The organism is Halomonas sp. RT37, from assembly GCF_040070525.1.
Lineage (GTDB): Bacteria > Pseudomonadota > Gammaproteobacteria > Pseudomonadales > Halomonadaceae > Halomonas > Halomonas litopenaei.
The window spans coordinates 1,070,555-1,095,001 of sequence record NZ_CP098827.1 but is presented as its reverse complement, the minus strand read 5'-3'; the positions used below and the strand labels follow the sequence as shown (position 1 = coordinate 1,095,001).

Annotated in this window: 19 protein-coding genes; 6 read left to right on the top strand and 13 right to left on the bottom strand. The window is 65.3% G+C overall.

Annotated features, from left to right (window positions below):
* The first annotated feature begins 77 nt into the window (after nucleotides 1-77).
* Both NFG58_RS04945 and asd read left to right on the top strand, forming a co-directional pair.
* On the top strand, nucleotides 78-908 hold the full coding sequence (locus NFG58_RS04945; protein ID WP_348827679.1) for a rhodanese-like domain-containing protein: 831 nt from the start codon (nucleotides 78-80) through the stop codon (nucleotides 906-908).
* A 148-nt stretch (nucleotides 909-1,056) separates the two neighbouring features.
* Entirely contained in the window at nucleotides 1,057-1,956 is a 900-nt protein-coding gene (asd, locus tag NFG58_RS04940; RefSeq protein ID WP_108449815.1) for an archaetidylserine decarboxylase, read from the top strand.
* 135 nt (nucleotides 1,957-2,091) lie between these two features.
* On the opposite strand, the gene epmA is transcribed toward asd, so the two are convergent.
* Together epmA and efp are read right to left on the bottom strand one after the other, a co-directional pair.
* Nucleotides 2,092-3,063, bottom strand: coding sequence for an EF-P lysine aminoacylase EpmA (gene epmA / locus NFG58_RS04935; RefSeq protein WP_348827678.1), 972 nt, complete (start codon nucleotides 3,061-3,063; stop codon nucleotides 2,092-2,094).
* 98 nt (nucleotides 3,064-3,161) lie between these two features.
* Nucleotides 3,162-3,728 carry an elongation factor P gene (gene efp, locus NFG58_RS04930; protein ID WP_045994506.1) on the bottom strand — a complete coding sequence of 189 codons (567 nt, stop codon included), beginning with the start codon at nucleotides 3,726-3,728 and terminating at the stop codon, nucleotides 3,162-3,164.
* Between the two features lie 105 nt (nucleotides 3,729-3,833).
* Between efp and epmB the strand changes: the two genes are divergently transcribed.
* Nucleotides 3,834-4,871, top strand: a complete 1,038-nt coding sequence (gene epmB, locus NFG58_RS04925; protein ID WP_348827677.1) for an EF-P beta-lysylation protein EpmB — start codon at nucleotides 3,834-3,836, stop codon at nucleotides 4,869-4,871.
* An 83-nt stretch (nucleotides 4,872-4,954) separates the two neighbouring features.
* Here the strand turns inward: epmB and leuA are convergent, their stop codons facing one another.
* The gene (gene leuA, locus NFG58_RS04920) at nucleotides 4,955-6,661 is read right to left on the bottom strand and encodes a 2-isopropylmalate synthase (RefSeq protein WP_108131447.1); all 1,707 of its coding nucleotides are present in this window, start codon (nucleotides 6,659-6,661) and stop codon (nucleotides 4,955-4,957) included.
* A gap of 607 nt (nucleotides 6,662-7,268) precedes the next feature.
* Between leuA and NFG58_RS04915 the strand changes: the two genes are divergently transcribed.
* Nucleotides 7,269-8,600 (top strand): glycerophosphodiester phosphodiesterase family protein, encoded by a 1,332-nt coding sequence (locus NFG58_RS04915; RefSeq protein WP_348827676.1) that lies wholly within the window; start codon nucleotides 7,269-7,271, stop codon nucleotides 8,598-8,600.
* 212 nt (nucleotides 8,601-8,812) lie between these two features.
* Here the strand turns inward: NFG58_RS04915 and arcC are convergent, their stop codons facing one another.
* The 9 genes from arcC to pgi form a co-directional block, all read right to left on the bottom strand.
* Nucleotides 8,813-9,760, bottom strand: coding sequence for a carbamate kinase (gene arcC, locus NFG58_RS04910; RefSeq protein ID WP_213227704.1), 948 nt, complete (start codon nucleotides 9,758-9,760; stop codon nucleotides 8,813-8,815).
* A 77-nt stretch (nucleotides 9,761-9,837) separates the two neighbouring features.
* Entirely contained in the window at nucleotides 9,838-10,848 is a 1,011-nt protein-coding gene (locus NFG58_RS04905) for an ornithine carbamoyltransferase (RefSeq protein WP_045994511.1), read from the bottom strand.
* A 76-nt stretch (nucleotides 10,849-10,924) separates the two neighbouring features.
* Nucleotides 10,925-12,181, bottom strand: coding sequence for an arginine deiminase (gene arcA / locus NFG58_RS04900; protein WP_348827675.1), 1,257 nt, complete (start codon nucleotides 12,179-12,181; stop codon nucleotides 10,925-10,927).
* A gap of 87 nt (nucleotides 12,182-12,268) precedes the next feature.
* Nucleotides 12,269-13,696 carry an arginine-ornithine antiporter gene (gene arcD / locus NFG58_RS04895; protein WP_348827674.1) on the bottom strand — a complete coding sequence of 476 codons (1,428 nt, stop codon included), beginning with the start codon at nucleotides 13,694-13,696 and terminating at the stop codon, nucleotides 12,269-12,271.
* 408 nt (nucleotides 13,697-14,104) lie between these two features.
* Entirely contained in the window at nucleotides 14,105-15,328 is a 1,224-nt protein-coding gene (serB, locus tag NFG58_RS04890) for a phosphoserine phosphatase SerB (protein WP_348827673.1), read from the bottom strand.
* 56 nt (nucleotides 15,329-15,384) lie between these two features.
* Nucleotides 15,385-17,640, bottom strand: coding sequence for a DNA topoisomerase IV subunit A (gene parC / locus NFG58_RS04885; protein ID WP_045994515.1), 2,256 nt, complete (start codon nucleotides 17,638-17,640; stop codon nucleotides 15,385-15,387).
* An 88-nt stretch (nucleotides 17,641-17,728) separates the two neighbouring features.
* Nucleotides 17,729-19,609, bottom strand: a complete 1,881-nt coding sequence (gene parE / locus NFG58_RS04880; protein ID WP_045994516.1) for a DNA topoisomerase IV subunit B — start codon at nucleotides 19,607-19,609, stop codon at nucleotides 17,729-17,731.
* 55 nt (nucleotides 19,610-19,664) lie between these two features.
* Nucleotides 19,665-20,303, bottom strand: coding sequence for a YqiA/YcfP family alpha/beta fold hydrolase (locus NFG58_RS04875; RefSeq protein WP_289104789.1), 639 nt, complete (start codon nucleotides 20,301-20,303; stop codon nucleotides 19,665-19,667).
* Between the two features lie 97 nt (nucleotides 20,304-20,400).
* Entirely contained in the window at nucleotides 20,401-22,068 is a 1,668-nt protein-coding gene (gene pgi, locus NFG58_RS04870; protein ID WP_045994518.1) for a glucose-6-phosphate isomerase, read from the bottom strand.
* A 127-nt stretch (nucleotides 22,069-22,195) separates the two neighbouring features.
* Between pgi and cmoA the strand changes: the two genes are divergently transcribed.
* Together cmoA and cmoB are read left to right on the top strand one after the other, a co-directional pair.
* A complete protein-coding gene (gene cmoA / locus NFG58_RS04865; protein WP_348827672.1) occupies nucleotides 22,196-22,933 on the top strand; it encodes a carboxy-S-adenosyl-L-methionine synthase CmoA in 738 nt (245 codons plus the stop codon).
* Complete coding sequence (cmoB, locus tag NFG58_RS04860) at nucleotides 22,930-23,934, top strand: tRNA 5-methoxyuridine(34)/uridine 5-oxyacetic acid(34) synthase CmoB (RefSeq protein WP_348827671.1); 1,005 nt, start codon at nucleotides 22,930-22,932, stop codon at nucleotides 23,932-23,934. The genes cmoA and cmoB overlap by 4 nt, the downstream gene beginning before the upstream one ends.
* A 104-nt stretch (nucleotides 23,935-24,038) precedes the next feature.
* Here cmoB and NFG58_RS04855 read toward each other — a convergent pair whose 3' ends face one another.
* Nucleotides 24,039-24,290, bottom strand: a complete 252-nt coding sequence (locus NFG58_RS04855; protein ID WP_231498472.1) for a Rho-binding antiterminator — start codon at nucleotides 24,288-24,290, stop codon at nucleotides 24,039-24,041.
* Nucleotides 24,291-24,447 lie beyond the last annotated feature (157 nt).

Genomic DNA, 24,447 nt, shown 5'->3' with positions numbered 1-24,447 from the left:
GCGTCCCCTCGCGAAGTGCCAGGCGCCAGACACAGCGCCCGCCCCTTTCATCCGTGTGGATCCGCCAGGAGAGAACCATGAGCTCAGAAGACAATCTGTTGCCCTTGATCGCCGAGCCCGAGGAACTCGCCGGCGTGCTGGATCACGAGGACATCCTGGTGATCGACGTGCCGCTGAAGGCGGAAAGCTACACCGAGGGCCACGTGCCCGGCGCGATCTTTCTCGACCATCGTCGTCTGCTGAAAGGTTCCGGCGACGTCCCCAACGACGTCCCCGATGAAGAGGCCCTGTCACAACTGTTCTCGTCGCTGGGCCTGACCCGGGACACCCACGTTGTCGCCTACGATGATGAGGGCGGCGGCTGGGCCGGGCGCCTGCTGTGGACGCTGGAGCTGATTGGCCACAAGCGCTATTCCTACCTGAATGGCGGCATTCACGCCTGGCGTGACGAGGGGCTGCCACAGTCCACCGAAGACCATGCGCCGAAGCCCTCGGACTACCAGGCCGAGGTCCTCAATCCCGAGGTCGCGATCGACCGACTCGAGCTTGAAGAGCGCCTGGGCAGCGACAACTTCGCCATCTGGGATGCCCGCTCCGTCGACGAGTTCGATGGCAACAAGGGCCAGAACCGGCACCTCGGCCACCTGCCCGGAGCGGTCAACATGGAGTGGACCGACGCCATGGACCGTGAACGCTCACTTCGCCTGCGCGACTACGCCGAGCTGATCACCGAACTGGGCGCCATGGGTATCACCCCGGATATGGAAGTGGTCACTCACTGCCAGACCCATCATCGCAGCGGCTTCACCTGGCTGGTAGGCAAGGCACTGGGGTTCGAACGCATGCGTGCCTACCCGGGCTCGTGGAAGGAGTGGGGCAATCGCGACGATACCCCCATCGAACACTGACCCCCTTGTTCCTCTGCCCATCTAGGGCTTGTCTGAAAAGTATCTGCGCTCGTCGACTTTTCGGACTGAGCCTAGGGCACTTGATTGCACCAGCGGCGCGGCCGTGAGGCCGCGTGCGCGTCATTGACCACCCGGAGATCGTCCCTTCGTGACCCTCGCCAAGCTGTTTTCCCTGATCCAGTACCCCATCCCCCACCACCTGCTGTCGCGCCTGGTCGGTCTGCTTGCCGACTGCCGTATCGGCTGGCTCAAGAACCTGTTGATCCGCGCCTTCATCAAGCGCTTCAAGGTCGACATGAGCCAGGCGGTGGAATCGGACCCCAGGGTCTACCCGAGCTTCAACGCCTTCTTCACTCGGGCGCTGGCGGCCGGCGCCCGTCCACTGGAAGACGGCCTGTTGTGCCCCGCCGACGGCACCCTGTCCCAATGGGGCGCCATCGACCATGGCCGGCTGGTCCAGGCCAAGGGCCATCGCTTCAGCATGACCGAACTGCTCGGCGGCGACCCCAGGGCGGCCACCCGCTACCAGAGCGGCAGCTTCGCCACCGTCTACCTGTCGCCCAAGGACTACCACCGGGTGCATATGCCGCTTGCCGGCACCCTGACCGAGATGGTCTACGTGCCCGGGCGCCTGTTCTCGGTCAACGACGCCACCACCCGCCACGTCCCGGGCCTGTTCGCCCGCAACGAGCGGCTGGTGTGCCACTTCGAGACCGAACACGGCCCCATGGTGCTGGTGCTGGTGGGCGCGATGATCGTCGCCGCCATTGAAACGGTGTGGGCCGGCCAGGTGACACCGCAGTCCGGCCGGGTCGAGCGTGTCCGCTTCGATCGCCCGATTCACCTCGCCAAGGGCGCCGAGATGGGCCGCTTCAAGCTCGGCTCCACCGTGGTCATGGCCTTCGCCGAAAAGGTCGACTTCGATGCCTTGAGCGGCAAGGCCGGCAGCCCCGTCGCGGTGAGCATGGGCCAACGCCTGGGCGGCGAGCCGGGAACTAGCGCAACAGCGGCGACGGCAGACGGCGAAGCGACCACCAGCGCGGACTGAAGCGCCAAGGCGTATTGGTAACACCTTTGACAGAGGCGGCTATGGCCGCCCTTCTTGGCGTAGCTGTCAGGTCCCGGATGATTGCATGATCCGGACGCTGTCTGGATCACCACCCCACGAGGTGCCCAGCCCCCCTCAACAGCGCGGTGTGGGAAAGGCGATCACCTCTTCAAGACGCGACTTGCCCAGCGCCAGCTGGATCAGCCGGTCGAGTCCCAGGGCGACCCCGCTGCCCTCGGGCATGCCGGCGCCCAGCGCCGCCAGCAGGCGCTCGTCGACGTCGACCTCGGCAAGGCCTTCCTCACGCCTGGCACGATTGTCACCGGCGAAGCGTACGCGCTGTTCGTCCACATCGGTCAGCTCGTCGTAGCCGTTGGCAAGCTCGAGCCCGTTTAGATAGACCTCGAAGCGCGAGGCCACCCAGGCGCCGTCGCGGGGGTCCTGGTGACGCCGGGCCAACGCCGCCTGGCTGGCTGGGTAGTCCAGCACCACGTCGATGCCGTCGCGGCCTAGCTCGGGCTCGATGACGAGGCTCATCAGCAGGTCGAGACACTCATCGCGCGGCGCCTCGGCCATGTCGAGGCCACCGCGTTCACCGGCAATACGGCGAAGTGATGCGATTTCCACCTCAAAAGGATCGATATCCAGCACCTCGCCAAACAGCTCGCGATAGCAACGCTTTCGCGTCGGGCCGGGATTAAACGGCAGCACCTCGCGGATCAGCGCCTGGGTTTCTTCGATCAAAGCATCGAGACTCCACCCCGGGCGATACCACTCCAGCATGCTGAACTCGATATTGTGGCGACGACCCACCTCGCCGTCGCGAAAGCTGCGGGCGATCTGGAAGATCGGCCCACTGCCGGCCGCCAGCAGGCGCTTCATGTGAAATTCCGGCGACGTCTGCAACCACAGGGTTTCGCTGCCCGCCGGGGTGACCGCTCGACAGGACAGCGACGCCAGGTGCACGTCGGTGCTGCCGCCGTGACCGAGACAGGGGGTCTCCACCTCGAGCACGCCGCGCTCGACAAAGAAGCCGCGCACCCGCTGCATCAGCACGGCGCGACAGCGCAGGGTGTCCAGCGAGGCCGTGGGTTGCCAGTCTGTCATCGTTCGTTCCTTACCACTTGCCCAAACGACAAAGGCCACGCGATCACGTGGCCTTTGTCTGTATCTCGATCTGCCGATCCGGGGATATCGCCCTCGCCTCAGGCGCGGGAGACGTAATCACCGCTACGGGTGTCGATCTTGAGCACTTCGCCCTGGTTGATGAACAGGGGAACGCGCACCACCGCACCGGAAGACAGGGTCGCCGGCTTGGAGCCGCCCTGGGCGGTGTCGCCCTTGAGGCCCGGGTCGGTCTCGACCACTTCCAGCTCGATGAAGTTGGGCGGGGAGACCGAGATGGCGTTGTCGTTCCACAGGGTCACGGTGTACACCACCTGCTCCTTGAGCCACTTGTCGCTGTCGCCCAGGGCCTTCTTCTCGACGGCGTACTGCTCGAAGGAACCGTCGGTCTTCATGAAGTACCACATGTCACCGTCGGTATAGAGGTACTCCATGTCCAGATCCATGACGTCGGCGCCTTCCAGCGACTCGCCGGACTTGAAGGTACGCTCCCACACGCGGCCGGTCATCAGGTTGCGCAGCTTCACGCGGTTGAAGGCCTGGCCCTTGCCGGGCTTGACGAATTCGTTCTCGACGATGGCACAGGGGTCACCGTCGAGCATCACCTTCAGACCGCCCTTGAATTCGTTGGTAGAATAGTTCGCCATGAGATCTCGTTCCTTTCGGTGCCCGGCCCGGCCATCGGCTCAGAGCGGCACTCAACTGACATTTTGCGAGGACAAGCCCCTCGCACGCATCGATGGATGGCCCGCATGATAACCCGAAGCTCGACGCTTTTGCATTGCTCTGCCCCGGATGAGCCGGGACTTCCCGCCCTCGGTGGCTGGCAGCGACAGCTGGCCGGCGCCATTCGTGACCCGCGCGAGCTGTGCCGACGCCTGGGGCTCGACGCCTCCCTGATCCCCGGCGCCGAGGCCGGCCACTCCCTGTTCGAGGTGCGTGTGCCCGAGGCCTTTGCCGCGCGCATGCGCCACGCAGACCCGGACGACCCCTTGCTGCGCCAGGTGCTGCCCCTGGATGCCGAGCAGACAAACCCCGAGGGCTACGTCACTGATCCGCTCCAGGAGGCCCAGCACACCGCCCGTCGCGGCCTGATCCACAAGTACGCCGGACGGGTACTGCTGATCACCAGCCCCGCCTGCGCGATCAATTGCCGCTACTGCTTCCGTCGCCACTTCCCCTACCAGGAAAACGCGCCCTCACGCAGCCAGTGGGACGACACCCTGGACTACCTGCGCGAGGACGCCACCCTGCGCGAGGCGATCCTGTCCGGTGGCGATCCGCTGGCCGCCAGCGATCGCCAGCTGGCCTGGCTGGTCGAGCGGCTCGACGCCATCCCCCATCTCAAGCGACTACGCCTGCATACCCGGCTGCCGGTGGTGATCCCCGATCGCGTCGACGGCCCCCTGCTCGAGTGGCTCACCGGCAGCCGCCTGCAGAAGGTCATGGTGCTGCATATCAACCACGCCAACGAGATCGACGAGGCCGTGGCCGGCGCCTGCGCGCGGCTCAAGCAGGCCGGCGTGACCCTGCTCAACCAGAGCGTGATCCTCAAGGGAGTGAACGACTCGGTAGATGCGCTGGAAGCGCTCTCGGAGCGGCTGTTCGAGGCCGGCGTACTGCCCTACTACCTGCACGCCTTCGACCCGGTGTCCGGGGCAGCCCACTTCGACGTGGCCGACGCCCGCGCCAACGCTCTGGTCGACGAGTTGCGCACCCGCCTGCCCGGCTTCCTGATGCCGACCCTGGTCCGCGAGGTCCCCGGCGAAGCCAGCAAGACGCCGTTGTAGCCGACACCAAGCATGCTGCAAAAAAACCGCCCCGGGTTTTCCCCCGGGGGCGGTGCGTTTACGCCATTTGCCAGCGGCGCGAATCAGGCCACGCTGTCGGCGGTGACGTTGGGCGCCACCTCTTCGGTGGACAGGCAGCGGTTGATCGCGCTCATCACACCCTTGATCGAGGCGCTGGTGATGCTCTCGTCGGTACCGACGCCGAACACCGCCTCGCCCTTGACTCGGACCTCGACGTAGGCGATCGCCTCGGCGTCGGCGCCCTGACCGCGGGAGTGCTCGTGGTAGTCGATGATCTCGATGTCGTGGCCTTCGCTGCGCAGCGCCTTGACGAAGGCCGCCAGCGGGCCGTTGCCTTCGCCGCTGATGGTGTGGCGCTCACCGTCCTTGGCGATGCAGGCTTCCAGCGTCACCGTCGGGCTGTCCGGCTCGGACGACAGGCGGTGGCTGACCAGGCTGTAGGGCTCGGTCTTGGCCAGGTACTCGTCGACGAAGGTCTGGTAGATCATCGCCGAGGTGATCTCCTTGCCGACCCGATCGGCCACCTCCTGCACCACCAGGCTGAACTCCATGGACAGCCGGCGCGGCAGTTCGATGCCGTGCTCCTGCTCCAGCAGGTAGCTGACGCCGCCCTTGCCGGACTGGCTGTTGACGCGGATCACCGCCTCGTAGCTGCGGCCCACGTCGAGCGGGTCGATGGGCAGGTAAGGCACCGCCCAGACGCTGTCCGGGTCTTCCTTGCGCAGCGCCATGCCCTTCTTGATGGCGTCCTGGTGAGAGCCGGAGAAGGCGGTGAACACCAGATCGCCGACGTAGGGATGACGCGGGTGGACCGGCAGCTGGTTGCAGTGCTCGACCTCACGCATGATCGGGGTGATGTTGGAAAAGTCGAGGCCCGGATGGACGCCCTGGGTGTAGAGGTTCATCGCCAGGGTGACGATGTCGACGTTGCCGGTGCGCTCGCCGTTGCCGAACAGGGTGCCCTCGACCCGGTCGGCGCCGGCCATCACCGTCAGTTCGGCGGCGGCCACACCGGTACCACGGTCATTGTGGGGGTGAACGCTGACGATCAGGTGATCGCGGTGCTCGACGTTGCGGCAGAACCACTCGATCTGGTCGGCGTAGTTGTTGGGGGTGGCGCACTCCACCGTGGCCGGCAGGTTGACGATCATCTTGTTGTCGGCGCTGGCCCCGAAGGTCTCGCGCACGGCATTGACGATCTCCACCGCAAAATCCATCTCGGTGGTGGTGAACAGCTCCGGAGAATACTGGAAGGTCCAGTTGGTCTCGGGGGCCGCCTTCATCAGGTCACGGATCTGGGTGGTGGCATCGACCGCAATCTGGATGCACTGGGGCTTGTCGACATTAAATACCACGCGACGGAACACCGGATCGGTGGCGTTGTAGACGTGAACGATGGCGTTCTTGGCGCCCTTGAGCGATTCAAAGGTGCGCTCGATCAGGTGCGGACGGGCCTGGGTCAGTACCTGGATGGTGACGTCGTCCGGGACCTTGTCTTCCTCGATCAGGCTGCGCACGAAGTCGAAATCGGTCTGGGAGGCGGAGGGGAAGCCCACCTCGATCTGCTTGAAGCCAATCTTGACCAGCAGATCGAAGAAGCGCTGCTTGCGCTCCTGGTCCATCGGATCGATCAGCGCCTGGTTACCGTCGCGCAGATCGACGCTGCACCACTGGGGCGGGGTCTCGATGCGCTGGCTGGGCCACTGCCGATCAGGCAGGTCCACGGCCACGAAGGGGCGGTACTTGGTCGAAGGGTCCTTGAGCATCATGGCGTTTTCTCCGGAATAGGGTGTGTCGAGCGAAGCGTTATTGGAAGGCCTGTTGGGCGACCCGGCCAGCGCCTTGTGAGCAAAGGCCAGGTGAAAACGGCGACGCCCCGCTCGCCAGAGGCGAGCGGGGCGTCATAAGTCGTTCCAGGACCGAGACGATAGCGACCACGACAATTCGCGCACCAGCCATCCGTACATCGTCGCAACGACGAGAGCGGACACCACAGGTGGCGTGACGGGACGGGTTCATGGTGGGGCACTGGGTACTGACGGACATCTTGCAACCTCGACTCAACCTGACTGGTGGCGATCCTGCCGGCGACGCAAGCACAAAGGGCGTCGCCACGCGCATTCAAACGCGTAGTAGTAGTCGTAGGTCGAGGTGGCGAGATGTCATGTTCATGCGCTCTAGAAAATCAGTCTTCAGCGACGTTGTCAACTGCGGCGCGCCAGCGCGGGCGCCAAGAGCGCTCGCTGTCATGTGAATGTCCTCGAGCCGGACTAGGGTAATAGAGCGATTCCGGCGCCCCGGAACCACCGTAATCTCTGACAACACCACCAGACTCGTGCTGATGGTTCAGCATGGCTGACACAAAGGAGACGCTCCATGGATGCCCATCACCACCGCCGCCCCGCTCCCCTCGCCGCGTTACTGTCATGCGCGATCACTGCCATCGCGCTCTGCGGGGCCAGTGTCGCGCCCGCCATGGCCGAGGACAACGCCTCCAACGCCAGCGCTTCTTCCTCCCTGCCGGTCAGTCTGGGCCCCCGCCCCTACTTCCTGATCGACGACATGGACGAGGACAATGCCCAGTCCGCCGAGCTCAAGGCGACCCTTGAGCAGTGCGCAGCCAACCTTGAGCAGCCCACCCGGAGCGACTTTTCCATCGGCCACCGCGGCGCCCCCCTGATGTTCCCCGAGCACACCCGGGAATCCTACCTGGCCGCCGCGCGCATGGGCGCTGGCGTGCTCGAGTGCGACGTGGCCTTTACCGAGGACAAGGAACTGGTCTGCCGCCACTCCCAGTGCGACCTGCACGGCACCACCAATATCCTCGAGACCGAGCTTGCCGAGCAGTGCAGCGTGCCACCGACCTTCGATGCCGATGGCAAGTTGACCAACGCCGCCGACGTCCAGTGCTGCACCAGCGACATCACCCTGGCCGAGTTCAAGACCCTGGAAGGCCGCATGGACGGCGTCGACACCAGCGCCGACACCCTGGAGGCCTACCTGGCCGGCAACCCGCGCTGGCGCACCGAGCTCTATGCCGATCGCGGTACCCTGATGAGTCACGCCGAAAGCATCGCGCTGTTTCAGGACCTGGGCGTCAAGATGACCCCGGAGCTGAAGACACCGAGCGTCGAGATGCCCTTCGACGGCATGAGCCAGCAGGACTATGCCCAGAAGCTGATCGACGAGTACGTCGAGGCCGGCGTGCCCCCGGAAGACGTCTTTCCCCAGTCGTTTCTGCTCGATGACGTGCGCTACTGGGTCGACAACACCGAGTTCGCCGACCAGGCGGTATACCTGGACGATCGCTATGACGTGGAAGGCTTCGACGTGACCGATCCCGCAAGCTGGGAGCCGTCGATGCAGGAGCTGGCCGACATGGGGGTGAAGATTCTGGCCCCGCCGATGTGGATGCTGCTGGCCGAGGGGGGCAGCGAAGACCGGCCCATCGTGCCATCGGTCTACGCCGAGAAGGCCAAGGAGGCAGGACTGGAGCTGATCGCCTGGTCCTTCGAGCGCTCGGCGCCGCTGACCCGTGACGGTGCCTGGTACCACCAGACCATCGACAATGTCGTCGACAACGATGGCGACAAGATGGTGGCGCTTGACGTGATGGCCCGCGATATCGGGGTCAAGGCGGTGTTCTCTGACTGGCCGGCGGCGGTCACCTTCTACGCCAACTGCATGGCCGACGAGTTGGCAAAATAAGCGGCAATGACCACCCGCGAATCTAGGCGGAACGCATAAAAACGGCCGGGTGGATAACCACCCGGCCAGAACGCCTTCCGTGGCGTTGGCGCCCCTAACGCCATTCCGAGGGCTCCATCCTAACGATCGTCAACCTGGAGAGCGCTCCCCCATCGGCGGTAGCCAGCCGCCTCCAGACGAGGGCAGGCAACCAGGCATGTCCCGCTCCTCCTTCAAGGAGCTGTCGTCTCCTGAGCGAAGCTTATGCCGGTGGCCCTGACACTGACCCGAGTGCCGGCGTGGCCGGCGACGATAGCCTCTATATCGGCCAGCGCACCGATAACTGCCGTCTTGCCGCTTGAACGAGCAAACTCACAGGCCGCCTGCACCTTGGGCCCCATGGATCCTGCGGCAAAACCCTGGGCTTCCAGGCTATCGGGATCGGCCATTGCCACCCGACGGCTATGCGGCGTGCCCCAGTCCAGATAGACCCCGTCCACGTCGGTGGCGATGATCAAAAGATCGCTGGCGAGTTGCTGTGACAACAGCGATGAGCACAGGTCCTTGTCGATCACCGCCTCGATGCCCTCGAGCTTGCCATCCTCCCCGTAGACCGTGGGGATGCCGCCACCGCCGGCGCAGATCACCACGGTGCCCTTCTCCAGAAGCCAGCGCAGCGGGCGAATCTCGAAGATTCGCTTGGGTCTAGGGCTCGGCACCACCCGGCGGTAGTGATCGCCGTCACGGGCCATGGTCCAGCCCTTGAGCTCCGCCAGCCGGCAGGCCTCGTCACGCTGGTAGATGGGGCCGATGGGCTTGCTCGGCTGCTGGAAGGCCGGGTCATCGGCGTCCACCTCGACCTGGGTCAACAGCGACGCAAAGGGCACCTCCGGCGGCAACAGATTGCCGAGCTCCTGCTCGATCATGTAGCCGATCATGCCTTCTGTCTCGGCACCCAGCACATCCAGAGGAAAGGCGTTGTCCTCGTCGTAGGCTGCTCCTTGCAGGGCAAGCAGGCCCACCTGGGGCCCGTTGCCGTGGGCAATCACCAGCTCGTTGCCCGATGCGATGCGCGCGATCTGCTCGCAGGCGATGCGAATGTTGGCGCGCTGGGCCTCGCCGTTCATGACCTCGCCACGCCGCAACAGGGCGTTGCCACCAAGGGCAATCGTGATACGCATAACAGTGTCCTTCCCGTTCGGGGTTGCTGGCGGCCCAGGGGCCGCCAGGCTATCTTGCCGATCCGTTGGTGCGTGGCTTACACATCGCCAAGGGTCGAGACCATCACCGCCTTGATCGTATGCATGCGGTTCTCTGCCTGTTCGAAGGCGATGCAGGCCGGTGACTCGAACACCTCCTCGGTGACCTCGATGCCGTCCTTCAGCATCGGGTACTGCTCAGCGACCTGGCGCCCCACCTTGGTGTCACAGTTGTGGAAGGCCGGCAGGCAGTGCATGAACTTGACCCTGGGGTTGCCGGCGGCCTCCATCAGCGCCTTGTTGACCTGGTAGGGCAGCAACTGGTCGATGCGCTCGGCCCAGGCCTCCACCGGCTCGCCCATGGACACCCAGACGTCGGTGTGGATGAAGTCGACGCCCCTGACCGCCTCGCGGGGGTCCTCGGTCAGGCAGATGCGCGCGCCGCTGTCCTCGGCGAAGCGCCGGCAGTTGGCCAGATGCTCCTCGTCCGGCCACAGCGAACGTGGCGCGGCGATCCGCACGTCCATGCCCAGCTTGGCGCCGATCAGCAGAAGCGAGTTGCCCATGTTGTTGCGGGCATCGCCCAGGTAGGCGAAGGAGATCTGGTGCAACGGCTTCTCGGCGTGCTCGCGCATGGTCAGGACGTCGGCGATCATCTGGGTCGGGTGGTACTCGTCGGTCAGACCGTTGTAGACCGGCACCCCGGAGAACGCCGCCAGCTCCTCGACCACCTCCTGGCTGAAGCCGCGGTACTCGATGGCGTCGTACATGCGCCCCAGTACCCGGGCGGTGTCACGCATGGACTCCTTGTGCCCGATCTGGGACGAGGTGGGATCGATGTAGGTGACGTTGGCGCCCTGGTCATAGGCGGCCACCTCGAAGGCGCAGCGGGTCCGGGTGGAAGTCTTCTCGAAGATCAGGGCGATGTTCTTGCCTTTGAGTCGCTGGGCCTCGCAGCCGCTGTACTTGGCCCGCTTGAGGTCCCGCGACAGGTCCAGCAGGTAGCGCAGCTCGCGCTCGGAGTGATGCATCAGCGACAGCAGGTGACGGTTGTGGATATTGAAGGACATGAGGGTCTCCTTGACGGCCACCTGGGCAGCCGCCGATTCACGGTAAGAAAAAGCGAAGTAACGCGTAGCGTCGTCGTCAGAAGTCGACGGGATCTCGCTGAATCGGACAGGTCATGCAGTGACCGCCGCCCCGTCCACGGCCCAGTTCACTGGCGCTGATGGTGATCACCTCGACCCCGGCCTTGCGCAGCAGGGTGTTGGTGTAGGTGTTGCGGTCATAGCCAACCACCACGCCTGGCTCCAGGGCGACCACATTGTTGCCGTCGTCCCACTGTTCGCGCTCAGCCTCGAAGCTGTCGCCACCGGTCTCCACCACCCGCAGTTTCGGCAGTCCCAGCGCCTCGGCCACCACCTCGATGAAGCTCCCCTTCTCGCGGCGCACGTCGATGCCACTGGGCTTGCTCTCGTCGGGGCGCAGACTGAAGGGAACGATATCCTTGACCACGTCGGGGAAGACCGTCACCAGGTCGCGATCGCAGAAGCTGAAGACGGTGTCCAGGTGCATGGCGGCACGCGACCGGGGCAGTCCCGCCACGATCACCCGTTCGGCCTCGCCGGCCCTGAACAGGGCGCTCGCCACCTGACCGATGGCCTGGTGCGAGGTGCGCTCGCCCATGCCGATCAACACCACGCCATTGCCCACCGGCATCACGTCGCCACCCTCCAGGGTGGCCGAACCGTGGTCCAGGTCGGGATTGCCGTACCACACCTTGAACTCGGCGCCGGCGAAGCGCGGGTTGAAGCGATAGATCGCCGAGGTCAGCAGCGTCTCCTGGCGGCGGGCCGGCCAGAACATCGGATTGAGTGTCACCCCGCCATAGATCCAGCAGGTGGTGTCGCGGGTAAACAGGGTATTGGGAAGCGGTGGCAGCACGAAGCTGGACTGGCCCAGATAGTCGCGGAAGGTCTTGAGGGTCTCGCCTCCGTGGCTCTCGGTGATGTCGGCCCAGGACACCCCGCCGATCAGGAACTCGGCCAGACGCCGTGGCTCCAGTTCGCTGAGCCAGGCACGGACCTCATCGGCAAGGCCGAAGCCGACCAGGTTGGAGGTCACCTTGCGCTCGAGAATCCAGCGCATGGCGTCGCGATTTTCGAGGGTTTCGGTGAGCAGGTTGTGCATCTCGAGCACTTCGATGTCACGCTCGCGCATCTTGGTCACGAAGTCGAAATGATCGCGCTTGGCCTGGTTGGTCCACAGCACATCATCGAACAGAAGGTCATCACAGTTGCTGGGGGTCAGCCGCTGATGAGCAAGCCCTGGCGAGCACACCATGACCTTGCGAAGCTTGCCTACCTCGGAGTAGACACCCAATCGTGAAGATCCACTTTTCATTCTGTTTCTCCTTCCCTTTAGCGGGACTGTCACTACCGCATCATCAATGAACCTGACCGCTGTAACATGTTGAACATCGAGGTCTAACTACAGGCTCAACCACCCCTGATAGAGCCCCAGCGTGGCCACCAGCGCCGAGGCGATAGTGACCGCGAAGATAATCTTCTCGATGGGGGTAAAGACCTTTTCATCACGCTCGCTCTTGGCCTTACAGAAAAACACGGCACCAGGGGCGTAAAGCAGCGCCGACAGCAACAGATAGTCGATACCGCCGGCAAACAGCAGCCAGATCGCGTAGAGGGTAGCCAGGCCGCCGATAAACAGATCCTTGCGGCGTACCTCAGGCTCCTTCTCGTAGGTTTCCCCCTTTACCGCGATCAACAGGGCGTAGGCCGCCGACCACAGATAAGGCACCAGGATCATCGAGCTTGCGAGGTAAAGAAGGCTCAGGTAGGTGGACTCGTTGACCAGCGTCAGCAGCAGAAAGAGCTGGATCAGGCCGTTGGAAAGCCACAGGGCATTGACCGGCACCTTGTTGGCGTTTTCCTTGCTCAACAGTTCAGGCATGGTGCCGTCGCTGGAGGCCGCGTGAAGAATCTCGGCGCACAGAAGTGTCCAGGACAGCAAGGCACCGAGCAGCGAGATCACCAGGCCAAGGCTGATCAGATGACTGCCCCAGGGGCCGACCACCTGGCTCAGCACCAGCGCCATGGACGGGTTCTTGAGCTCGGCGAGTTCCGGCTGGCTCATGATGCCCATGGACAGCACATTGACCATCACCAACAGCAGAAGCACACCGACAAAGCCGATCACGGTGGCGCGCCCGACATCGCGACGATCGCGAGCCTTGGCGGAATAGATGCTGGCACCCTCGATACCGATAAATACCCAGACGGTGACCAGCATCATGTTGCGAACCTGGTCCATGACGCTGCCCAGATCGGCGTTGCCGGTGCCCCAGAAGTCCATGGTGAAGACGTCCAGGTGAAAGCCGATGGCGGCCAGCACGATGAACATGATCAGCGGGACGATCTTGGCGATGGTGGTCACCAGATTGATGAACGCCGCCTGCTGGATGCCCCTGGCCACCAGGAAGTGAACGGCCCACAACAGGATCGATGCACAGCCGATGGCCGCCGGCGTATTACCCTCGCCGAAGATGGGGAAGAAGAAGCCCAGGGTGCTGAACAACAGAACGAAGTAGCTGACATTGCCGAGCCAGGCGCTGATCCAGTAACCCCAGGCGGAAGAGAAGCCAAGATAGTCGCCGAAACCGGCCTTGGCGTAGGCATAGATGCCGGCGTCGAGTTCCGGCTTGCGATTGGCCAACGTCTGAAAGACAAACACCAGTGCCAGCATGCCGACCGCGGTAATTCCCCAGCCGATCAGCACCGCCCCTGGTGCGGCGCTCGCCGCCATGTTCTGCGGAAGCGAAAAGATACCGCCCCCGATCATCGAGCCGACGACCAGCGCGAGCAAGGCGCCGAGTCTCAGCTTTCCTGTGTCATTTTCCATGGGAAGGGTTTCCTCGTGGGGACCAAAAGTTTGCCAATTCAGGCTACTCTCTTTTTGGCCCCTTGAGGCTACCGAAACCGCCGTACACACCTCTCTGCTGACTCGTGTCAACTACGCCTTTCGAAGTACATAATAACGACCCCGATCAGGTTATATCGCTCCACCACCACTGTTTGATCTCGGCCGCTTGCAACGACCTTTCCCTCGGATTTGCGGTCAGTGGCTCGTCCCGAACGAGGGAACTTTGCTTCGCGGGTGCCTGCAGCGCCATGTCGCTACCAGGTTCGCGACAGCGTCCAGGCTCGCTGGCACCGTGCGGGAATGGGGGGGACAAAAAAAGGGAGCCCTGGGCTCCCTTGCAGTAGAAGTAAACATCGCGTCCAAGCGGCGATGTCGATGACGTCCGGACTAGTCGTGGCCCGGCGCCTGGCAGGACAGATCCGCCTGGCGATAGCCGATCAGATAGAGCACGGCGTCAAGCCCCAGGGTCGAGATGCTCTGACGGGCCTGGGCACGCACCAGCGGCTTGGCCCGAAAGGCGATACCGAGTCCGGCGGCGGCCAGCATCTTGAGATCGTTGGCACCATCGCCCACGGCGATGGTCTGTTCCATGGCGATCCCCTCGCGTTGAGCGATCTGGTGCAACAACGCGGCCTTGCGATCGGCATCGACGATCGGCTCGCGCACCTCGCCGGTGACCTTGCCGTTCTCGATCACCAGCTCGTTGGCGTGGATCTCGTCGAAGCCCAGCCGCTGCTGTAGATGCCGGGCGAAGTAGGTGAAGCCGCCGGACAGGATGGCGGTGCGGTAGCCCAAGCGCTTGAGCTGGGCCATCAACTGTTCCACCCCGTCCATCAGCGGCAGCTCTTCGGCGATCTCGGCCAGCACCGACTCGTCCAGGCCCTTCAGCTTGGCCATGCGCTCCCGGAAGCTCTGCTGGAAGTCGAGCTCACCGCGCATGGCCCGCTCGGTAACCTCGGCCACCTCGTCGTAGACCCCGTGGCGGCGCGCCAGCTCGTCGATGACCTCGGCCTTGATCAAGGTCGAATCCATGTCGAAGCACACCAGGCGACGGTGGGTGCGCCAGATGGAGTCTTCCTGCAGGGCGATATCGACCCCGTGGGTCGCACCCAGCGCCAGCGCCTTCTCGCGCAGCGACTCAAGGTCGACGTCCTCGCCGCGCAGCCAGCACTCGACGCAGCTGCCTTGGGCCGGTGCCTCGCCGTCCAGCGGCTCGCGCCCGGACAGGCGATGGATCAACTCCACCGTCAGCCCGTGCTCGGCGGTCAGCGCCCCCACCTCGGCCAGGATGCCGGCAGGCAGTCGCGGCGCCAGCAGGGTCATGATCAGGCGCGGCTGACTCGCGGTCTCGCTCCAGCGATGGTACTCCTCGGCGCTGATCTGGATCGCCTGGACGTCCAGGCCCAGTTCATCGCCGGCGCCCGACAGGGCGCCTTCCAGGTCGGCCTCGTGGTCAAGCGCTACCAGCGCCTCCAGCGAGACGATACCGAAGGTCACGCTCTGGTTGATGTCCAGAAGGCGCGCGCCACTGCGGGCCAGGATCCGCCCCAGGCCGGCCAGCTGGCCGGGCCGGGCCCGGCCGGTGGCGCGCATCAGGATTCGTCGTGTCATGATGTGTCTTCCTTGGGCACCCGCAGCAACCGGCGGGCGCCGTACCGTCGTAAGGGTTACGCCTCGAGGCGCTCGAGCCGGTCGACCTTCTGCAGCCCGCGTGGCAGCTTGCTGCCTCGCCGTCCGCGATCTCCCCGATAGTAGTCGAGCTCACCGTTCTTGAGCGACAGCTTGCGCTTGCCGGCGTGCACCACCAGGGTATCCCCTGGCGCCAGCACCACCAGGCCGCGCACAAACTCCTCGCGCCGGGCCGCCCGAGCACCGGGAATATCCAGCATCTTGTTGCCCTTGCCCTTGGACATCTCCGGCAACTGGTCCAGCGGGAACAGCAGCAGTCGGCCTTCGTTGGAGACCGTGGCCACGGTCAATTCCTCGGCCGCCGGCAGCTCCACCGGGGGCAGCACGTTGCAGCCCTTGGGCAGGCTCAGCACCGCCTTGCCGGAACGGTTCTTGCCGGTCAGGTCCTCGAGCCGCGCGACGAAGCCGTAGCCGCCGTCGGAGGCCAGCAGGAAGCGGGCGTCCCCCGGTGCCAGCATGACGCCGGCCATGTGCGCGCCGGCCACCACATTGACCTTGCCGGTGACTGGCTCGCCCTGGCCGCGGGCACTGGGTAGCTGGTGGGCCGGCAGGGTGTAGGCCCGGCCGGTGTCATCGAGCAGCACCAGCGGCTGGTTGGTCTTGCCTCGCGCGGCCAGGTGGAAGGCGTCGCCGGCCTTGTAGGATAGCCCGGAGGGGTCGATGTCGTGGCCCTTGGCGGCACGAATCCAGCCCTTCTCGGACAGCACCACCGTCACCGGATCGGCGCCTACCAGCTCGACCTCGGACAGCGCCCTGGCCTCCTCGCGCTCGACGATCGGCGAGCGGCGCTCGTCGCCGTGCTCCTCGGCGGCCTTGCGCAGCTCCTGTTCGATCAGGTCGGTCATCGCCGCCTCGTTGCCGAGCAGCTCTTCAAGACGCTTGCGCTCCGCCTCGAGCTCATCCTGCTCGGTGCGGATCTTCATCTCCTCGAGTTTGGCCAGGTGGCGCAGGCGCAGCTCCAGGATCGCCTCGGCCTGACGGTCGGTCAGACCGAAGGCCGCCATCAGCGCGCTCTTGGGCTCATCCTCCTCGCGGATGATGCGGATCACCTCATCGATATTGAGGTAGGCGATCAACAGGCCTTCGAGCAGGTGCAGGCGGTCGTTGACCTTGCCCAGCCGGTGCTCGAGGCGACGGCGCACCGTGGTGCGGCGGAAGTCGAGCCATTCGCCGAGCAGCTCCGGCAGCGGCATCACCCGTGGGCGGCCGTCGAGGCCGATCACGTTGAGATTGACCCGCACGTTCTTCTCGAGGTCGGTGGTGGCGAACAGGTGCGCCATCAGCGACTCGATATCGACCCGATTGGAGCGCGGTTCGATCACCAGACGGGTCGGCTCCTCGTGGGTCGACTCGTCGCGCAGGTCGGCCACCATCGGCAGCTTCTTGGCCTGCATCTGCGCCGCGATCTGCTCCAGCACCTTGGCCCCGCTGACCTGGTAGGGCAGCGCGGTGATCACCACCTGGCCCTCTTCCTGCTCGTAGCGGGCGCGCATCTTGACGCTGCCGCGACCGCTCTCGTAGAGCTTTCGAAGGTCCGCGCGCGGGGTAATGATCTCCGCCCGGGTGGGAAAGTCCGGGCCAGGCAGGTGCGCCATCAGGTCGGCGGTGGTGACGCCGGGATTGCGCAGCACCTCGCAGGTGGCCTCGACCACCTCGCGCACATTGTGGGGCGGGATGTCGGTGGCCATGCCCACGGCGATGCCGGTGCCACCATTGAGCAGCACATGGGGCAGACGTGCCGGCAGCACCACCGGCTCGTTCATGGTGCCATCGAAGTTGGGCGCCCAGTCCACGGTGCCCTGGCCGAGTTCGCTGAGCAGTACCTCGGCGAACTTCGACAGCCGCGCTTCGGTGTAGCGCATGGCGGCGAAGGACTTGGGATCGTCCGGGCTACCCCAGTTGCCCTGGCCGTCCACCAGCGGATAGCGATAGCTGAACGACTGGGCCATCAGCACCATGGCCTCGTAGCAGGCGCTGTCACCGTGGGGGTGGAACTTGCCGAGCACGTCGCCGACGGTACGCGCCGACTTCTTGTACTTGGCGTTGGCGTTCAACGCCAGCTCGCGCATGGCGTAGATGATGCGCCGCTGCACCGGCTTCATGCCGTCGCCGATATGGGGCAGGGCCCGGTCGAGAATGACGTACATCGAATAGTCGAGGTAGGCCTTCTCGGTGTATTCGCGCAGGGACAGTCGCTCGACGTCGCCCTCCGCCACCTCAATGTCCAGAGTCATGATCCCTCGTTCTCAATCCTGGTCGCCTGAACCGACGACGTGAAATCCGGGAGCGTCACTGCGTGCAAGTCACCGCGATAGCGGCCCGTCACACTTCGATATCCGCCAGGTTGCCGTAGTCCTCGAGCCAGCTCTTGCGGTCCGAGGCGCGCTTCTTGGCCAGCAGCATGTCCATCATCTCCATGGTGCCGTCGCCCTCCTCCCGGGTCAGCTGGACCAGCCGCCGGGTCTCCACCGCCATGGTGGTCTCGCGCAGCTGCAGCGGGCTCATCTCGCCAAGGCCCTTGAAGCGCTGCACGTTGGGGGTGCCGCGCTTGCCTTCCAGCTTGCGCAGGATGGCCGCCTTCTCGCTCTCGTCCAGGGCGTAGTAGACCTCCTTGCCAAGGTCGATGCGGTACAAGGGCGGCATGGCGACGAAGACGTGGCCGGCGTCGACCAGCGACGGAAAGTGGCGCACGAACAGCGCGCACAGGAGGGTGGCGATGTGCAGCCCGTCGGAGTCCGCATCGGCGAGGATGCAGATCTTGTGATAGCGCAGCTTGGACAGGTCGGCGCTGGCCGGGTCGGCGCCGATGGCCACGGCGATGTCGTGGACCTCCTGGGAGCCGTAGATATCGTGGGAATCGACCTCCCAGGTGTTGAGGATCTTGCCGCGCAGCGGCAGGATCGCCTGGGTCTCGCGGTTGCGCGCCTGCTTGGCGCTGCCCCCGGCGCTGTCACCCTCGACCAGAAACAGCTCGCTCAAGGCCGGGTCCTGGCCACTGCAGTCGGCCAGCTTGCCGGGCAGCGCAGGGCCGGAGGTGACCTTCTTGCGCGCCACCTTCTTCGAGCTCTTCTGGCGCCGCTGGGCGGCGCTGATCACCAGCTCGGCCAGCGCCTCGGCCTGGTCGACGTGGTGGTTGAGCCACAGCGAGAAGGCGTCCTTGACGACGCCGGAGACGAAGCCCGCCACGGTGCGTGACGACAGCCGCTCCTTGGTCTGGCCAGCGAACTGCGGATCGAGCATCTTCACCGACAGCACGTAGGCGACCCGCTCCCACAGGTCCTCGGCGGTCAGCTTGACCCCGCGCGGCAGCAGGCTGCGGTACTCGCAGAATTCCTTGAGTGCCTCGAGCAGGCCCGAGCGCAGGCCGTTGACGTGGGTGCCGCCCTGGGCGGTGGGGATCAGGTTGACGTAGCTTTCCATCAGCGAGTCGCCGCCTTCGGGCAACCACTGAATCGCCCAGTCCACCCCCTGCTCGTCGTCGGCGAAGTGACCGACGAAGGGCGAGCTCGGCAGCACCTCGTAGCCGTCGGTGGTCTGGGCCAGATAGTCGCGCAGACCGTCCGCGAACTGCCAGGTGGTGGCGGTGCCGTCGGCTTCCACCAGCTCCACCTTGAGCCCGGGGCAGAGTACCGCCTTGGCCCGCAGCAGGTGCTTGAGCCGTCCCACCGCCAGGTTGGGGCTATCGAAGTAGCTGGTATCCGGCCAGAAGCGCACCAGGGTGCCCTTGGCACGCTTGGCCGCGGTGCCGATGACGTGCAGGTCCTCGACCTTGTCGCCGTGCTCGAAGGCCATGGCGTGGCGCTCGCCGTCGCGCAGGACCTCGACCTCGAGGCGTCGCGACAGGGCGTTGACCACCGACACCCCGACCCCGTGCAGGCCGCCGGAGAAGCGGTAGCTCGACGAGGAGAACTTACCGCCGGCGTGCAGCCGAGTCATGATCAGCTCGATCCCCGACACCCCGTGCTCCGGGTGAACGTCGATGGGCATGCCGCGACCGTTGTCCGTCACCTCGATGCCGCCGTCGTCCCGCAGTACCACGCGGATCTCGTTGGCGTGTTCGGCGAGCGCCTCGTCGACGCTGTTGTCGATGACCTCCTGGACCAGGTGATTCGGGCGGGAGGTGTCGGTGTACATGCCGGGGCGCTTGCGAACGGGCTCCAGCCCGGAAAGCACCTCGATCGAACTGGCACTGTATTGGGTCATGCGTGGTCCATCATCAGGATGACTGGGATCGTCTTTGCGCCGTCGACTGAACGGCTCACTCGGCCGGTACCGGCGCCACTCGCCCGGGCGCCAGGGCGTGACCGCCGTGGGCGAACACCGCCGGCAGGTAGTCGGCCAGGGCATTGAAGCCGTGCTCGCCGCCGGGATGCAGGATCGCCCTGGCCCCGCGGTAGGCGGCGAAGGCGTCGGCGCTGTCCAGCGTCTCGTCCTCGGTCACCAGCAGCAGCAGATAGCGCCCAGGTGTCACCACCTCCGGCGTCATCTCGGCGATCTGGTCGCGGTGGCCCTGCTCGACCACGAAGCGCTCACCGGTGTAGGCGTTGACGAAGCTCTCGCCGAGCATGGTGTCGACCAGCCTGGCCGGTCGCACCGCCGGATTGACCAGTACCGCCGGCAGCTCGTGGCGCTCTGCCAGCACCGTGGCCAGAAAGCCGCCCATGGAGCTGCCCATCAGCATCGGACTGGGCCCCAGCCGGGGTAACAGCGATTCGGCGAGCCGCAGGGCGTCGGCCGCCTGCGAGGACAGGTCCGGGGTCTCGCAGGGAAGCCCCAGCTCCGCACAGGCGGCCTTGATCAGCCGCGCCTTGGGCGAGGCGCCGGCACTATTGAATCCATGCAGGTAGAGCACGCCGCTCGCTGCGGCAGCACTCGACGCTGTTGATGGGCTCAGCATAACGGAAAACCTGTATAAATGGCCAGTTTTCAACCCTCCCCTGCGCCCGCAGGGGCGCTGTCGCTATCGCTATCGCCATCACTCATGCCAACGGCCATCAGTCCCGCGCGGCTTGCCAGGTGGCCTCGATCAGCCCGCGGGTGGAGTCATCCATCGCCTCCAGGCCCTGGCGCCCCTCGATGATGTCACGGGTCTCGTTGGCGATCTTCTTGCCCAGTTCAACGCCCCACTGGTCGAAGGGATTGATGCCCCAGATGGTGGCCTGGACGAACACCTTGTGCTCGTAGAGGGCGATCAACGCGCCCAGGGTCTGCGGGGTCAACCGCTCCAGCAGCAGGGTGGTCGAGGGCTGGTTGCCACGATAGCGCTTGTGCTCGGGCCTGGGACCGTCATCGGCGATGGCGTCGTCGCCGAGCATCAATACACGGGACTGGGCGAAGCAGTTGGCCAGCGTCAGCCGGTGCTGGCCCATCAGGTGCTCGCGGGTGGCCGGATCCTCGACGTCATCGTAGCGGGCCAGCGGCGCGATGAAGTCGCACTCCACCGCCTGGGTGCCCTGGTGCAGCAACTGGTAGAAGGCGTGCTGGGCGTTGGGCCCGAGCTGGCCCCACAGCACCGGACAGGTGGAGTAGTCGACGATATCGCCGTCGTTGGTCACCGACTTGCCGTTGGACTCCATCTCGAGCTGTTCGAGGTAGGCGGCGAAGTACTCCAGGCGTCCGTCGTAGGGCAGAATCGAGTGGGCACGGATATCCAGGAAGTTGTTGTTCCAGATACCGGCCAGCGCCAGCAGCACCGGCAGATTGTCCTCGAGCGGCGCCTTCTGGAAGTGCACGTCCATGGCGTGGGCGCCGGCCAGGAAGTCGCGGAAGCCGTCCATGCCGATGACCAGGGCGATGGGCAGACCGATGCCGCCCCACAGCGAGTAGCGCCCGCCGACCCACTCCCAGAACTCGAGCTGGTGGTCGCAGGCGATGCCCCACTCGGCCATCTTGTCCGGGCTTGCCGAGACACCGATGAAGTGCTGGCGCAGCACCAGCTCGCGATCCACGCCCTCCTGGCGCGCCTCGACCAGCCGGGACAGCAGCCAATCCCGCGCGGTGTTGGCGTTTGACAGGGTATCGATGGTGGTGAAGGACTTCGACGACAGCACGAACAACGTGGTCTCGGGGTCGAAGCGCATCAGGTAGTCGACCAGTTGGGAGCCGTCCATGGTCGAGGCGAAGTGGACCTCGACCGGATGGGTATCCGCCGGGCGATAGTCGGCCAGGGCGTGGGTCACCATCAGCGGCCCCAGGTCGGAGCCCCCGACCCCCAGATTGACCACGTCGCGGATCGGCTTGCCGGTGGCGCCGCGCCACTGGCCGGAATGGAAGCGCTCGACCATGGTCGCCATCTTGTCCAGGGTGGCGTGCACCGCCGGCACCAGATCCTCGCCTTCGACCACCAGAGATGCATCCTGCGGCAGACGCAGCGCGGTATGCAGCGCAGGGCGGTCCTCACTGACGTTGACCCGCTCACCGGCCAGCAGCCGACGGATGGCGTCGGGCACGCCGGCCTCGTCGGCCAGCGCCAGCAGATCCTCGAGGGTCTGCTGGTCCCAGCGCTGCTTGGACAGGTCTAGTTTCAGCCCCGCAGCCTCGTGGCTGAAGGTGGCAAATCGCCCGGCATCCTCGCGAAACATGTCGCACAGGTGCCGCTTGCCGACTTCCTGTGCCTTCTGCTTCAACGCCTGCCAGGCCGGCGTTTGATCGATCGATGGCATGATTCCTCTCCTTGGGCCCTGTCTGGTGGGCAAAGCTGGGCCGAACGGCGACGGCAAGCCTCATCGTGCAGCCTGACCGCGGGGCGCGTACAATCACTCCCCCCGAGCCCGACAACACTGGCAATCCATGAGTGACGCATCTTACCGTGACGCCATCTTTTCCACACCCCTGGACAAGGTGGCGCGCTTTTCGTTCGACGAGCGGGTCGTCGCCTGCTTCCCCGACATGATTCGCCGATCGGTCCCCGGCTACGGCCAGATCCTCGGCATGCTGGGGGTGATCGCCGAGCGCCACCTGCGCCACGGCGCCCACGTCTATGACCTTGGCTGCTCGCTTGGCGCCGTGGGCCTGGCGCTGGCCGGCCAGCTACCCAAGGACGCCTTCAGCCTGACCGGGGTCGACCTGTCCCCGGCGATGGTCGAGCGCACCCGCCAGACCCTCGAGCACGAGTGCCCCGACCACGCCATCGAGGTGATCGAAGGCGACATCCGCCACCTCGACTACCGTCCCAGCGGCATGATCGTGCTGAATTTCACGCTGCAGTTTCTGGCCCCGGAAGACCGCGACGGCGTACTCGAGAAGCTCTACCAGGCGCTGGAGCCCGGCGGTGTGTTGATCCTGTCGGAGAAGATCAAGGCCGGAGACGAACAGGACAACGCCTGGCTGGTGGAGCGCTATCACGACTTCAAGCGCGCCAATGGCTACAGCGACCTGGAGATCAGCCAGAAGCGCAACGCGCTGGAGAACGTGCTGGTGCCCGACACCCTGGAGCAGCACCACCAGCGCCTTGCGCGGGTAGGCTTTGCACGCTCGCTGACCTGGTTTCAGTACCTGAACTTCGCCTCCATGGTGGCCTTCAAATGATTCCCGAGCATCAGCGCGATGTGTACCGCGCCTTTCTCGAGCAATCCTTCCGCCACGCCGGCATGGGCGACTGGCTTGCCCGCCTGCCCGAGCAGTTCGCCCGCGGCCTCGACCGCCAGCGTCACGGCGACCTGCCGGCCTGGGAGAAGGCGGTGGCCAAGCTGCCGGCGCTGCCCGACAAGCGCCAGGTCCAGCTCGATCGCGACGAGGTCACGGTCGAGCTGGAGCTCGACGACAGCCGTCGTCGCCAGAGCGAGAACCTGCTGCGCGCGCTGATGCCGTGGCGCAAGGGCCCGTACCGACTGGCAGGCATCGCGATCGATACCGAGTGGCGTTCGGACTGGAAGTGGCAACGGCTGGCGCCGCACCTGTCGCCGCTGCGCGGTCGACGGGTGCTCGACGTGGGTGGCGGCAACGGCTATCACGCCTGGCGCATGGCCGGCGCCGGTGCCGACTTCGTGCTGGTGATCGATCCCTCACCGCGCTTCTACTGGCAGTTTCAGGCGGTCAAGCACTTCGTCGGCGATGCCGACGGCGGGCGTACCCACTTCCTGCCGGTGGGCATCGACGATGTGCCCCAGGGCCTGGGCTTCTTCGACAGCGTGTTCTCCATGGGCGTGCTCTACCACCGCCCTTCCCCCCTCGACCACCTGATGCAGCTACGCGACGCCCTGCGTCGGGGCGGCGAACTGGTGCTCGAGACGCTGGTGGTGGAAGGCGACGAGACCCGGGTACTGGTGCCGGGCGATCGCTACGCGGCGATGCCCAATGTCTACTTCCTGCCATCGTCGCGCGCCCTGGTGGGCTGGCTCGAGAAGGTCGGCTTTTGCGACGTTCGGGTGGTGGATGAAGCACCCACCAGCCTGGAGGAGCAGCGCTCCACCGACTGGATGACCTTTCAGTCGCTGGGTGACTTCCTCGACCCTGAGCGCCCCCACCTGACCCGCGAGGGACACCCGGCCCCGCGTCGGGCCGTAGTGATCGCGACGCGCCCAGCCTGATCCCGTGCCCCCTGCCCCCATAAGACGCGACGCCCCGCTGATCCAGTCAGCGGGGCGTCGTCGTCAGGGGCTGTGTCAGGGGCTGTGTCAGGGGCGGATCCGCGTCAGACGAAGTCCAGCACCATGAAATGGGGGTTGTCGACCAGCACTTCCATGCGGGTAATGTCGTCGAGCACCACCATGCGCTCGCCGCGCTCTGTCTTCAGCGACAGACACTCCTCGCGATCCTCGTTGAAGGCGGTATCCAGTGCCTCGCCGTGCTTCTCATCACCGTCTCGTAGCGACAGCTTGACCGGAAAATGGTACAGGCAGGCGATTTCGATATTGTCATAGAGATGGCAGGCCACCATATTCATGCCCTCCCTGCTTGCGTGGGGGAATGGAAGACGTCGTCATGACGTCACACGCGACGCATCCTGCCTTTGGTCTAGCCCAGGCACCAGCCCGCCACCATCTGTCTGCGCAGTTGGAGTTAAACCCATCGAAAAGCACTAGCATTCTGGTTCAACCAAG